This window comes from Streptomyces sp. NPDC056169 (assembly GCF_042268445.1).
Taxonomy (GTDB): domain Bacteria; phylum Actinomycetota; class Actinomycetes; order Streptomycetales; family Streptomycetaceae; genus Streptomyces.
Genome location: NZ_JBHJUO010000004.1, coordinates 236997 through 249977 on the forward strand (window position 1 = coordinate 236997; position 12981 = coordinate 249977).

The window sequence follows — 12981 nt, forward strand, 5'->3', positions numbered from 1 at the left end:
CTTCCTCGATGCGACGGTGCTGCGATGCTGCGAGCGCGGCGCGTATCAAGGAATCCATGGCGTGAACGTGCCGTAGGAATTGCAGGAACGGGCCGAGAACAGTACGTCTACGGATCCGGGCACATCCGTACGTACGGTGCGGTACGTCTCGGCATCCGGTGTCGGAATGCCGGAGGGGGACCCCGCGGGGCAGCGGCCTGCGGCCCGCGACGGGTCTCAAGGCCCGATAAAACGGCGACGGCCGGTGCCCCCCACCCAGGGGGTGGGGGGCACCGGCTGCGTCGAACGCGTCAAGCTTAGGCGGGGGTGATGTTCTCCGCCTGCGGGCCCTTCTGACCCTGCGTGACGTCGAAGTTCACCTTCTGGCCCTCCTGCAGCTCACGGAAGCCGGAGGACGCGATGTTCGAGTAGTGGGCGAAGACGTCGGGGCCGCCACCCTCCTGCTCGATGAAGCCGAAGCCCTTTTCCGAGTTGAACCACTTAACGGTGCCGGTAGCCATGCGATATCTCCTTCGAGGCATTACCCGGAATTCACACTGCGTGAATCCCGGCGTCGCCGCGATGATTGCCCCGTCCGGAAAAAGCACCGAAAATACAAAAAGTGCTCTGATGGGAACAAACCCACCTAAGCACTTGAAGTCTATGGGAACCACAACTGCAACTGATAACTACTGTATCACGGGAATGGCCCGGGTGGCTCTTTGGACCGCGATCACGTCGAATTTCGTGTCGGCCGGGCCCCCTCGGCCCCGTCACAGCGGGCCTGCGGCCCCGTCCTGCGGCGTCCCGCGCGCCTCGCGGAGCGCCGTGTGGACCGACCAGACCACCGACACCAGCGGCACGGCCACGACCGCTCCGACGATGCCGGCGGCGATCGAGCCCGCGATGACCGAGATGGCCACCACCAAGGGATGCAGCCGCACGGCCCAGCTCATGACGAGCGGGTGCAGCAGGTGCCCCTCGATCTGGCCCATGACCACGATCAGGGCGATCACGATCGCCGCCACCACCGGGCCCTGCGAGGCAAGGGCCACCACGGCGGCGACGGCGAGGGCGACGGGCGAGCCGATCAGGGGGACGAAGGCCGCGACGAACTCCAGGAGGGCGAGCGGGACGGCGAGCGGGACCCCGAGGAGCCAGAGCGCGAGGCCGACCAGGACCGCGTTCGTGGCGGCGACCAGCACGATCCCGTGCGTGTAGCCGGTGAAGGTGCGCCAGGCCGCGCGGCCCGCGATCCCCGACCGGCCCCGTACCGACCTCGGCAGCTGGTCCTGGAACCAGGCCCACTGCTTGTCGCCCGCGTGGATGAAGAACACCGCGGAGAACAGCGCCAGGGCCAGGGTCGTGAGGACGGCCACCACGTGGCCCGCGCCGCTCACGGCCGTACTGACCAGGGTCGACCGGTGGCTGGTCAGGAACTGGCCGATCCGGGCCTGGAGGTCGGACAGCGCCTCGGGGCGCAGCCGGAACGGCGGCCGTCCCAGCCAGTCCTCGATCCGGCCGATGCCCTCCTTGAACTCGCGCACGAGCGTCGTCCGCTCCCCCGCGACGGCCTCGCCGACCAGCGCCAGCACGCCGAGGACGAGCGCGATGCCGCCGAGCAGGGTGAGGGCGACCGCCAAGGGCCGGGGCAGTCCTCGGGCGACGATGTCGGCGACCGGGCGCAGCAGCGCGGTGATCACCAGGCCCAGGAAGACGGCGACGCCGATCTCGTGGAACCGGCCGAGGACGGCGAACAGGCTGTAGACGAGCAGGCCGACGATCAACAGCCGCCACGCGTACGCGGCGGCTGTGCGGAGGAACGGGGTCACCGGCGGTGCTGTGCCTGGCTGCATGGCCACGAGGTACCACCGGGGGCGCGCCCCGCCACGCCACCGGCCCGACATTCGCCCGGTCAGCCGGGGGCCGGACCTGGGCGGCGCACCAGCGGCAGGTACACCTCGTCGGTGATCTCGACGAGGACGTCGTCGGGCGCGGTGGGGACGCCCCGTACGACGAACTCGTTGCGCAGCAGGACGACGGCGACGGTGGCGACCCGGGGGTGGAGCGCCTCGGGGGCCGCCTCGCCCCGCGCGACGGCACGGCCCAGGACGGTCAGCCAGGGTGCGGCCGCCGCCTCGCCCGACTGGTCCTGGAGCTGGGCGAGGAACTCGGACGCGCCGCCCGCGGCGGAGAGCAGTTCGCGCAGGATCGCGCCGAGGGGGGAGCTCCAGTGGCGGTTGGCGCCCCGGAGGAGTTCGAGGACGTCGCCGCGGAGGGTGCCGGTGTCGGGGAGCGGGACGGTCGTGACGAGCCGGCGGTACGCGGCGATGCCGAGGGCGAGGCGGTGGGGCCAGCGGCGGTAGAGGGCGTTCTTGTTGGTCCCGGCCCGGGCGGCGACCTTGTCCATGGTCAGCCCGGCGTACCCGGACTCGGTGAGCTCGTCCACGGCGGCGCGCAGGATGGCGTCCTCCAGGGCGGCCCCGCGCCGGCGCGTCTGCGCGGCGCCCGCCCGCTCCGCCGGTTCTGCCGGTTCCTTCGGCCCGTTCAGCCCCTTCGGTCCCTTCGGTTCCGTCGGCTCGTCCGCCATGGTTCCCCGTCATCTCTCGGTCGGTACCGGTCGTACCTTCGCATCTTCCTTGCCTGCCCTTCCCCACCGCAATTAGGGTACGAGCCGTACCGTACTTGCGCCGTCAGGAGGGGACACGCCATGCGTGCCAAGGGCATCAGCTACGACACCGGCTTCGTCAAGGACGGGGTGACCTCCCGCAGGTACTTCGACGCGAAGGTGGTCGAGCGCGAGCTGCGGATCATCCGCGACGACCTGCACTGCGACGCCGTGCGGATCATGGGCGGCGACCCGGACCGCCTGGAGCTCGCGGCCTCGTGCGCCGCCGACCTCGGCCTGGAGGTCTGGTTCTCTCCCTATCCCCTGGAACTGACCGCCGACGGGATACTGGCGCTGTTCGCCGACTGCGCCGAGCGGGCGGAGCGCGTCAGGCGGCGGGGCGCGACGGTCGTGTTCGTCGCCGGCGCCGAGCTGTCCCTGATGAACAAGGGCTTCCTGCCGGGTGACAGCACCGACGAGCGCGTCGAGCTGCTGAAGTCACCGGATCGCGTGCGCGAGCACATCGGCGTGGTCGGGGCCCGGGTCAACGAGTTCCTCGGCCGGGCCGCGGCCGTCGTCCGCGAGCGCTTCGGCGGCGCGGTCACCTACGCCTCCGTACCGCTGGAAAGGGTCGACTGGACCCCCTTCGACATCGTCTCCGTCGACCTCTACCGGTCGGCGGAACACGCCGAAGGGTTCGCCGACGGCGTCCGCGACCTGGTCGCGAACGGCCCACAGGGCTCTCAAGGTGCTCAGGGCTCTCAGTGCTCTCAGGGCAAGCCGCTCACGATCACCGAGTTCGGCTCTGCGGGCTACCGGGGCGCGGGCGACCGGGGCGCCCTCGGCCTGGAGATCGTCGAGTACGACAGGACCGGCCCCCTGCGGCTCAACGGCGTCCACGCCCGTGACGAGGAGGGCCAGGCCGCGTACGTCCTGGAACTGCTCCGGGCCTTCGACGCCGGGGGCGTCGACAGCACCTTCGTCTTCACGTTCGCGCTCTACGACCACGTGCACCGTCCCGACGGCGACCCCCGCGACGACCTCGACCTCGCCAGCTACGGCATCGTGAAGGTCCTCGACGGCGGTCGCGGAACGGCCTATCCGGATCTGCCGTGGGAGCCGAAGGCCGCGTTCGCCGCCCTCGCCGACTACCACCGGCAGCACTGAGCCGACCTCGGGCGGGTCCCCTCCCTCGGCTCCCTTCGATCAACTCCCTTCGCTCCGGCCCGATGTGGCAGAGTCGGGACGGTTTCGGGGTTCGGGGTGAGGGGGCTGCGTGGCGCGAGTGGTCGACGGTCGGTTCGAGCTGGTGGCACGGCTCGGCGGTGGCGGCATGGGAACGGTCTGGCGGGCGCGGGACACGGCGCTGCACCGCGAGGTCGCCCTCAAGGAGGTACGCCCGCCCGACCCCGCGCTGGCCGAGTACGACCCCGAGGGCGCCCGGGCGCTGCGCACCCGCGTCCTGCGGGAGGCGAGGGCGCTCGCCCGCATCGCCCACCCGCATGTGGTGACCATCCATCACATCGTGGACGGCGGCGAGGACACGTACCCCTGGCTCGTCATGGAGCTGGTCACCGGCGGCTCGCTCCAGGACCGGCTGGACCGGGGCCCGCTGGCGCCGTCCGAGACGGCCGCGCTCGGGCGCGGGGTCCTGGCCGGGCTGCGGGCGGCGCACGCGGTGGGCATCCAGCACCGGGACATCAAGCCCGCGAACGTCCTGCTGCGGTCGGACGGCAGTCCGGTCCTCACCGACTTCGGCATCGCGGCGATGCACGGCGCGACGGCCCTCACCGCCGCCGGTTCGATCATCGGCACCCCCGACTACATGGCGCCCGAGCGGGTGAAGGGCGAGGAGGGCGGCCCGTCCGCCGACCTCTGGTCGCTGGCGATGATGCTGTACGTCGCGGTGGAGGGGCACCATCCGCTGCGGCGGGCCAACACGCTGGCCACGCTCGCGGCCGTGCTCGGCGAGGACGTGCCGCCGCCTCGGAACGCGGGGGCCCTGACGCGGATCCTGGCGGACGTCCTCGTACGGGATCCCTCGGCGCGGCCGGACGCCGAGACCCTGGACCGGCTGCTCGCGGAGGCGGAAGCGGAAGCGGAGGCGGAGGCGGAGGCGGAGACCGAGCCCCCGGCGCCGGCACCCGCCGCGACCGCCGCCCCCACCTCGTACCCGCTCTCACCGCCCCTCCCCGCCGCGCCGCCCGTCCCCGCCGCGCCGCCCCGGAATCGGCGGGTCGCCGCGTACGCGGGGGCCGTCGCGGCGGCGGCGCTGAGCGGCGTACTCGTCTGGTCGCTGCTGCCCCACGGCGACGGCGACGACAAGGGGGCGAGCGGCGCACCGTCCTCCGTGGTGCCCTCGGCACCCGCCTCCCCGTCCGCCTCGACGTCGTCGGGCGCGCCCACCGGCGGCTCCGGGATCACCGTCGGGATCAAGTTCGACCAGCCCGGTCTCGGCTGGAAGAACCCGGACGGCACCTTCTCGGGCCTCGACGTGGACGTGGCGGTGTACGTCGCCCGCGCGCTCGGCCACGACCCCGCCGACATCACGTGGAAGCAGGCCAGGAGCGCCACCCGCGAGTCCCTCCTCACCGGCGGTGACGTCGACTTCGTCGTGGCCACGTACACGGTCAACGACGAGCGGAAGCGGCGCGTCGACTTCGCCGGCCCCTACCTCGTGGCCCATCAGGACGTCCTGCTGCGGGCGGACGACACCGCCGTGGCGCGCCCGGCGGACCTCAACGGCAGGAAGGTCTGCTCGGCCGTCGGCTCGACGTCCGCGCTCAACGTCCGGACGCTCGCCCCGCAGGCCCGGCTCACGGAGTACGACAGCTACGAGCGCTGCGTCACCGATCTGTCGTCCGGCGCGGTCGACGCCGTGACCACCGACGACTCGCTCCTCGCCGGCTACGCCGCTCAGGACCGGTTCAAGGGCGAGTTCCGGCTCGCGGGCTTCCGCACGACCGACGAGCCGTACGGCATCGGCCTCCCGAAGGGCAGCCCGCTCACGGCGAAGGTCCGGGCCGCGCTGGGGCAGATGATCGTCGACGGCTCCTGGAAGGCCGCCGTCCGGAAGAACCTTCCGCTCCTGCGCGCCGACACGCCGCCCCTGCAGTAGCGCGGCGTGCCCCTCGGGTCCCGTGTTCGGGTGATCGTCCGCTGCTAGTGTCCGGTGCGGGGCGTGAGCCCCGTGACAGGGTGAGGAGGAGCCCGTGAACGCCGCGGACGAAGACCGGCAGCAACTGGACGCGGCCAGCGTCCTCAACGCCAAGACGACACTCCTCCAGCTCCTGGCCAGGGCCGGGGTCTGGTCCGGCGACGCCGAGGAGCTGATCGGGCTCGTGGAGGCCGGCGCCCTCGCCCTCGCCCACACGGAGATCGGCGGGAGCGGACGGAGCGCGCCGGGAGAGCGGGGCGAGCTCTACGAGGCCGGCTGGCTCGACGGCAGCCGGGCCGTCGCCGACGACCTCGCCGTCATCGCCGAACGCACGCTGCGCCATGCCCTCGCCCCCGATCCGACGGTGTCCTCGCCCGACGACCGTTCGCCCGTCGGGCGGGCGGAGATGGAGCGGGCGAAGGTCGCGGTCACGCCGCTCTACCTCTCGTACACCGCCGTCTCCGACCTCGACCCCGACGCCACCGAGCAGGTGCTCGGCGCCGTCCTCCGCACGATGAGCCCCCGGCAGCGCGCGGGGTACCCGGGTCGGCTCACGGAGTTCACCACGACCCATCACGCGCGCTTCGAACGGCTGTACGCGCAGTACGGCCCCGACAGCGCCATCGCGATCCACGGCCGCTACTCCCTGGTCCACTCGCCCACCAGCGTCGCCGTACTGGAACGGCTCACGGCGGCGCCGGCGGCGCTGCACGAGGAGTGGGACGCCGCCGAGCTCCCGCCCGCGTGGCTGGACGGGCTGACCACCGCCTGGGGTTCGGCGGCCTGAAAGGCATTCCGGCCCGCGCGATTCCGGGTCAGGTGGTTCCCGGCCGCCGCGTCGAGAGTGAAGGTCGTGGCGGGGGCGGTGGTGGCCACCGTCACCACGGCCGCTCGGTGCGGGTCCGTCCATTCGAGGAGGCGGAGGCCCGCCGCGCCGGCTTTCAGCTCCGCTTCCGCGCGTACCCACAGGCGGAGCAGGGACGCGCCGGGGTCCGGCTCCGCGGCGGCCTTCCGCACGTCCGCCTCGGGCAGCACGCGGCTCAGTACGGACAGGGAACCCGGCCGGCGCGTGGAGGGCTCCACGTCGACGCCGACGGCACCGGGGCCGACGGCCGCCGCGACAAGACCGTCGGCGTGGCTCAGGCTGACTCCGACGCCGGGGTGGTCCGGGAGGTACGGCCGGCCGTGGCCGGATCGCCCGCAGCCGGGGCAGAGCTGGGCCGGGGCCGACTCCCCAAGTGATCCCCCGGTGAAGCGGGCGACGCACAGCCGCAGCAGCAGCCGTGCGGCCAGCACGTCGTCCCGGCGGCTCGGCACGCGCACCGCGGCGAGGCGCCGCCGCTCCCACGGTTCGAGGAGTCCCTCGTGCAGCTGCGGGTGGGCCAGTACCTCGCCGGTGGTCGCGACGGCGGCCAGCGCCGTACGGGTGTCGGGGCCGCCGGGCAGCGGGCCGCCTGACAGCGGGCCGCTCGTCACGGGCGCGTGCTCAGCCCGCGGCGGCCGCACCGGGGGCCGCGGTCGTTCCGGAGGGGGTCAGAAAGCGGCGCTCCACACGGCTGAGCGTGCGGAAGTCGTCGATGGTGACCTCCTGGAGGTCGATGCTGTCGCCGGACATCTCTTCCAGGAGGTCGATGAACTCCAGGAAGTCCATCGAGTCGATGAGCCGGGCCTCGATGAGGTCCTCGTCGGCGTCGATCGGGCCGACGAGGCCGGGGTTCTTCTCGTGGAGCCACTCGGCTATGCGTTCCATGGTGCGGGTCACTCCTTGCTGGTACGGGTGCTGTGGTGCGGGTGCTCGGTCAGGGGTGCTCGGTCTCAGGCGGCCCGGGCGGCGCGGAGGCGCGCGAGGGCCTGCTCGGGGGTGCCGTGGGCGAGGATCATCGCGTGCACCCAGCGCTCGACGCCGAAGGCGACGCAGGCGCTGTACGCGGGTCCCGCGGCGCCCGCCCGGATGTCGAGGCGCTCGCCGAAGAAGTTGCGGTGCCGGTTGACGGAGGCGATGGCGGTGCCGTCCGGGGCGCTGAACTCGTGCTTGACGGGGTCGAGCGCCATGAGACGGGCCCGGGAGCCGCCCCGGTCGTAGAACGGGTCGTCGGCCGTGGCCCGGGTCAGTTCGAGGCCGAGGCGCCCGGCCAGTTCCTGGATGAACTCCGCGCCGTTCTCCAGGTGTTCGACCGCGCCTTCCTTGGTGCCGAGGTACAGGACTTCGCGCATGTGGAAGCCCCACAGGCGGCGCAGCCCGTCGTAGTGGGTCTCGTTGCGGAAGCAGCGGCCGGTCGCGGAGAGCCGCAGCCCGTCCTCGCCGACGTCCCGGCCCTCCAGGGAGAGCAGCAGTCCGTAGCAGGTGGCGGAGGGCAGCAGGTGGCCGGTCGGCCGCAGCGGCAGCTCTCCGGGGTTCTCGCCGGCCGCCAGGCCGTCGAGCGCCTCGGGGGTGAACCGTCCGGCCGAGACCCCGAGATGGGGGAAGTTGCGGAAGTAGTCCAGCCGCGCGAGGCCCTCCACGGACAGCAGCGGCGGTCCGACCACCTCGGGGGCGGAGAGGCGTGCGGCCAGACCGGTCAGCAGGTCGTCGAGGCCGTGCAGCAGGGCGGTGTGGGCCGGATCCAGCGTGAGCAGACCCGGACCGGGGTTCTTCAGGCCGCCGTCAGGCAGGGCTGTGCTGCTGGTTGTACTCATGGAACCGCTCTCTCTCAGCGTGGGGCGGCGGACGGTCGGGGGCGTCGACAGGCGGTCGGGACGCATCTCCACGACGTGACGGTGACGGCGCCGGCGCGACGGTCCGAACGTCCGAGAACTGGACCCTAGGCCAGCTCTTCCGCACTTGTCTAGACCAAAGTCGGCCGGTCGGCGGCCGTCGTCAAGAGTTCGTTTCGATCTTTCGCGCATGTCAATTGCGCTCATCGAGCCGACACTTGACAGACGCTATGGTCTAAACCAATGCTGCTGTGTAATCGGCGGCGCCCGTCCCCGGCCCTGACTCCCGTTCCTGGAGGGACCACATGACGACCCCCGCTTCCCCCGGCCGCTCGCGCCGTCCCTACCTGCACAGAGCGGCGTCGGACCTCCCGTACTTCAGCGCGGACGGCGAGTCCTATCTGGCGCAGACCACCCTGCGGGAGCTGAAGAAGTCCCGCCCCCTGCGGGTGCTGTCGGACGAGGACTTCGCCCATTGGCAGACGTACGGATACGTCGTCGTCCGCGAGGCCGTCCCCGCGGAGGAGGCCCGCCGGCTCCTCGACTTCACCTGGGACTTCCAGGGCCTGGACCCGGACCGGCCGGACAGCTGGTACGAGGACCGGCCGTTCCGCTCCGAGCTGGACCAGCAGCTGCACGTCTACGGATTCGTCGAGGCGTACCACCACCAACTGCTGTGGAACAGCCGCCAGTCCCAGCGCGTGTACGACGCCTTCGTCGACGTGTGGGACTGCGAGGAGCTGTGGGTCACCCTGGACCGGCTCAACCTCAACCCGCCCAACGTCGGGAACCGTGACCGCGCCCTGATCGAGCCCACGGACCGGGGCTTCGACATCGAGCTGCACTGGGACATCGACACGACGATCGGCGTCCCGCCGCAGCGGGTGCAGGGCATCATCGCGCTGAACGACACCCGGCCCGAGACCGGCGGATTCCAGTGCGACCCCGAGCTGTTCCGGCAGTTCGAGGAGTGGAAGATCGCCCAGCCGGCCGACCGCGACCCGCTGCGTCCCGCCGTGGACCGGACCGAGTTCCCCGTCGTCCGACCCGAGCTCCACCCCGGCGACCTGCTGATCTGGAACGGTCTGCTCGCCCACGGCGTGGCGCGCAACCTCTCCGAGAACGGGGTGCGGGCGGTCCAGTACCTGTCGATGATGCCGGCGCTCGAAGAGCACGAGCGGCTGCGGAAGTCCCGTGTCGAGTCCTGGCGGCACCTGCGCACCCCGCGCTGGAACCGCACCCTCGTCGGCGATCCGGTGCTGCACGAGTCCAAGCGGTATCCCACGGCCGAGCTGACCGAGCTCGGCAGCCGTCTCCTCGGGCTCACCTCGTGGCACGACACCGGCGCGGACACGGCGGCGGCCGGCGGGCAGAGCGGAGAACCGTCGTGCGCCGCGTCTGTCTGACCCTCCCCACCAACCGGGCCTGCTCCGACACCATCAGGGCGGTCGCCGAGGAAGCCGCCTACGGCGCCCGCCGGTTCGGCGTCGAGGTGCACGTCCTGATCCTGGACTCCGCCGAGGCGTCCGTGCTCGCCGCGCACCGGGAGACGGTCGGGGCCCTGCCCTCCGCCCCCGGGGTGGTCGTCCATCACCTCGACGAGACGCAGCAGCGGACCTTCCTGCGGGAGGTGATCGCCCGGTCCGGCGTCGCCGCCCCCGACCGGGTGCTCGACCTGATGCTGCCGTCCCGCGTGTCCTACGGCGCCTGCACCAACCGCGCGTTCCTGATCGCGGAGGCGCTGGGCTGCGACTCGCTGCACCGCCGGGACTCCGACAGCCGGTACCAGTCCCCTCCGCCGTCCCCGTCGCCGTCGCCGTCCCCGTCGTCGGAGGACGGCGGCGGCGGCGAGCCGGTCTTCCCGATCCACCACGAGCTGACGGCTCTGGGGCGGCGGGCGTCCGACGTGGCCGGGCTCGTGTCGCGGAGCAGGCTCGACCCCGCGTGCGCGGACAGGCCGGTGTCCCTGGTCGGCGGCTCCTTCATCGGCGAGATGTCCGTGGACGTCGCGGAGATCCGCCGGCTCGATCCCGCCGTCTACGAGGACGTCGTCGGCCTGTCGGTCCCCGACGACTGCCCGGAGATCTGGCGCAGGCACCTCATCGACGAGTCGTTCCGCGGCGCCGGCACCGCCCCCTTCACCGGCGACCGGACGACGCTCACCAGCGTCAGCCCCCTGCGCGTGGACATGTGCAACATCGCCTTCACCCGCGAGGTCTACGGCCGGGTGCCGCTGCCGCCCGCCACCGACACCGTCGGCAGCGACTACTTCCTCATCCACGTGGTCCAGGACGCCGGGCTTCCCGGTGTCCTGCACAACCGCCACATCGTCAACTTCCATACCGACGAGCGCCGTTCCGACGCGGGCTTCCTGGCCTACCAGCGGCGCCTCGCGAAGTTCTTCCTCGCCACGCCGTACCTCGACGCCGTGTACGCCCGGATGGCCGCCGCCGGCGCGGAGCTGCTCGACGCGGAGGGCCGTGTCCGGGCGTCCGACGTGGCCGGATTCGTGCGGGACAGCACCCGCGTGGACCGCGCGCGGAACGCGGAGCGGCTGGACGTCGTCGACCGCTCCTACCGCAAGCTCGGCGGCCGGTACGCCGACGCCGCCGACGTCCTCGCCGCCGAGCGCGAGCGACTCCTCGACGAGGCCCGGGACGACATGGAGGAGTTCGCCCTCCTGATCGACGCCTGGGGTCCGCTGACCCGCTCCACGAAGTCCGTGAAAGGCATCACATGGTGAGTCAGCGAAACTCCTCGCGGCTCAAGGACGCCCGCGCCACCACCGTCACCGTCGCGTACGCGGGCGGCGAGGAGCGCCGGGGCCCCGTCACGATGGGGCAGGCCAACATGATCCGCTGCATCCTGCGGGACGAGCCCGCGCACATCAACATCCACGACGTGTGGCCGGCGCCCTCCGGCACCCGGAGGGAAGCGGCCGTCGACGCGCTGCGCGTCCTCGCCGTACGGCACGAGGCGCTGCGGACCACGTTCCCCCACCCTCCGGGCTCCGCCCCGCACGAGCAAGTCGTCGCCGCCGAGGGCACGTTCACGGTCACCTTCCTCGACCACGACGAACTCCCCGCCGAACCCGAGCGGTACGCCGAGTCGTTGGCGCGCGAGGCCCGGGACGACCGCTTCCACCTGGACCGGGACTTCCCCCTCCGGGTCACCCTGGTCGCCCTCGACGGCGCGCCGGTGTTCGTCGCGCTGGCGGCCAGCCACGCCGTGGCCGACATCAGCGCGCTCGCCGTCCTCAAGGAGGAGTGGCTCGCAGTGCTGTCCGGCGAGACGCTTCCCCCGCTGACGGCGCTCACACCGCTCGACCTCGCAGCCGAGGAGGCGACGCCGGCCGGGCTCCGCAAGTCCGCCGCGTCGCTGGGGTACTGGGAGCGGATCATCCGTACCGGACCGCAGGCCATGTTCGCGGAACCGGGTGCCGAGGGCACCGAGGTCCGCGTGCCGCAGCTCACCCTCCGGTCGCGGCGGGGCGCCCGCGCCCTGGCCCTCGTGGCGGAGCGCACCGGCGGCCTCCCGCAGACGGTGCTGCTCACGGCCTGGTGCGCGCTCCTCGCCCACCGGACGGGCCAGTCCGCGTGCGTGGCCGCCGTCCCGACCTCCAACCGGTACGAGCCCCGCCTGGCCCGGTCGGTGAACACCCTCTCCCAGGACGCCTTGCTCACCCTCGACGTCCGGGTCCCGTCCTTCGACGCGCTCCTCAGCAAGGCCTGGGGGGCCGCGCTCAACGCGTACCGGCACAGCCGGTTCGACGCGGTGAGCCTGTGGGAGATGATCGGGCGGACGACCTTCGAGCGGGGCAGCGTGTTCGCACGCGACATCGTCTTCAACGACGTGAGCACCCTCCCCACCGCGCTCCCCTCCGCCCACGGCCCCGCCTCCCCCGGCCCCTCCTCCCCCGGCGGCGAAGCCGTCACCGGGCCGGAGCTGGAGCTCGGCTGGGGGGAGGAGCAGGTGCTGCCGACCCGGGTCCTGACCTTCGTCCACGAGACGGAGCCGCTGCTGCGCCTCGGCGTGTGGGCGGATCCCGCGCTGTTCCCCCGGGACCGGGCGGAGGAGTTCCTCGTCGGACTGGTACGCCTCCTGGAGGCGGCCGCCACCGAGGACGTACCGCTGGACGCGCTCACCGAGGTGACGGGGGTCCGGCCGGTCGAGCGCGGCCCGGAGTGGGAGCGGGTGGACGGCTCCTGGGTCTCGCCGCAGGCCGTGGCGGAGGCCCTGAGCCGGGCCCTCGACGGCGTACCCGTCCACGTACACGTCACGGCGGATCCCCCGCGCGGCGACGGATCCCCCGAGGGGGACACCGGGCGGGGCCTCACCGCGTACATCGCCTCCGGGGGCGCCCCGCTGACTCCGGCGGCGGCCCACGCCGCACTCATGGACGCCCTCCCGGGCCGTCCCGGAGTCCTGGCACCCCGCCGGTACGTGATCGTCCAGGACCCGCCGGCGGAGGCCGACCGGGCCGGTGCCTGGCTCGGGCAGCAGATTCTCTCGGAAGGGACCGGCCGGGACCGGCGGATGTGAC

11 protein-coding genes and 1 pseudogene are annotated in these 12981 nt (G+C 72.8%); 6 read left to right on the top strand and 6 right to left on the bottom strand.

The features are described from left to right. Positions 1-296: 296 nt before the first annotated feature. The 3 genes from ACFC0G_RS08170 to ACFC0G_RS08180 form a co-directional block, all read right to left on the bottom strand. The gene (locus tag ACFC0G_RS08170) at positions 297-500 is read right to left on the bottom strand and encodes a cold-shock protein (RefSeq protein ID WP_024760785.1); all 204 of its coding nucleotides are present in this window, start codon (positions 498-500) and stop codon (positions 297-299) included. Positions 501-752: 252 nt separating this feature from the next. Continuing rightward, complete coding sequence (locus ACFC0G_RS08175; RefSeq protein ID WP_376399065.1) at positions 753-1835, bottom strand: AI-2E family transporter; 1083 nt, start codon at positions 1833-1835, stop codon at positions 753-755. Between the two features lie 59 nt (positions 1836-1894). Then, positions 1895-2569 (bottom strand): TetR/AcrR family transcriptional regulator, encoded by a 675-nt coding sequence (locus ACFC0G_RS08180; protein WP_376399068.1) that lies wholly within the window; start codon positions 2567-2569, stop codon positions 1895-1897. A 120-nt stretch (positions 2570-2689) separates the two neighbouring features. On the opposite strand from ACFC0G_RS08180, the gene ACFC0G_RS08185 reads away from it, so the two are divergent. The 3 genes from ACFC0G_RS08185 to ACFC0G_RS08195 all read left to right on the top strand — a co-directional run bounded on the left by ACFC0G_RS08185 (position 2690) and on the right by ACFC0G_RS08195 (position 6531). Beyond that, positions 2690-3754 carry a hypothetical protein gene (locus ACFC0G_RS08185; protein ID WP_376399071.1) on the top strand — a complete coding sequence of 355 codons (1065 nt, stop codon included), beginning with the start codon at positions 2690-2692 and terminating at the stop codon, positions 3752-3754. 166 nt (positions 3755-3920) lie between these two features. Next, on the top strand, positions 3921-5705 hold the full coding sequence (locus ACFC0G_RS08190; RefSeq protein ID WP_376399521.1) for a bifunctional serine/threonine-protein kinase/glutamate ABC transporter substrate-binding protein: 1785 nt from the start codon (positions 3921-3923) through the stop codon (positions 5703-5705). Between the two features lie 94 nt (positions 5706-5799). After that, positions 5800-6531 carry a hypothetical protein gene (locus tag ACFC0G_RS08195; RefSeq protein ID WP_376399074.1) on the top strand — a complete coding sequence of 244 codons (732 nt, stop codon included), beginning with the start codon at positions 5800-5802 and terminating at the stop codon, positions 6529-6531. Positions 6532-6590: 59 nt separating this feature from the next. On the opposite strand, the pseudogene ACFC0G_RS08200 reads toward ACFC0G_RS08195, so the two are convergent. From ACFC0G_RS08200 to ACFC0G_RS08210, 3 genes and pseudogenes are all read right to left on the bottom strand, one after another. Continuing rightward, positions 6591-7250: pseudogene (locus ACFC0G_RS08200) on the bottom strand (4'-phosphopantetheinyl transferase family protein); the annotation flags it as partial. Next, a complete protein-coding gene (locus ACFC0G_RS08205) occupies positions 7231-7494 on the bottom strand; it encodes an acyl carrier protein (RefSeq protein ID WP_376399077.1) in 264 nt (87 codons plus the stop codon). The gene ACFC0G_RS08205 and the pseudogene ACFC0G_RS08200, both read right to left, overlap by 20 nt. 65 nt (positions 7495-7559) lie before the next feature. Then, positions 7560-8420 (bottom strand): aminoacyl--tRNA ligase-related protein, encoded by an 861-nt coding sequence (locus ACFC0G_RS08210; RefSeq protein ID WP_376399080.1) that lies wholly within the window; start codon positions 8418-8420, stop codon positions 7560-7562. Positions 8421-8743: 323 nt separating this feature from the next. Here ACFC0G_RS08210 and ACFC0G_RS08215 point away from each other — a divergent pair, with 323 nt between their 5' ends. From ACFC0G_RS08215 to ACFC0G_RS08225, 3 genes are read left to right on the top strand one after another with little or no spacing between them, the layout of a single operon-like run. Next, positions 8744-9844, top strand: coding sequence for a phytanoyl-CoA dioxygenase family protein (locus tag ACFC0G_RS08215; protein ID WP_376399083.1), 1101 nt, complete (start codon positions 8744-8746; stop codon positions 9842-9844). Further along, positions 9826-11181 carry a DUF6271 family protein gene (locus tag ACFC0G_RS08220; protein ID WP_376399086.1) on the top strand — a complete coding sequence of 452 codons (1356 nt, stop codon included), beginning with the start codon at positions 9826-9828 and terminating at the stop codon, positions 11179-11181. The genes ACFC0G_RS08215 and ACFC0G_RS08220 overlap by 19 nt, the downstream gene beginning before the upstream one ends. Continuing rightward, positions 11175-12980 carry a condensation domain-containing protein gene (locus ACFC0G_RS08225; protein ID WP_376399088.1) on the top strand — a complete coding sequence of 602 codons (1806 nt, stop codon included), beginning with the start codon at positions 11175-11177 and terminating at the stop codon, positions 12978-12980. The genes ACFC0G_RS08220 and ACFC0G_RS08225 overlap by 7 nt, the downstream gene beginning before the upstream one ends. The last annotated feature ends 1 nt before the right edge of the window (position 12981 follow it).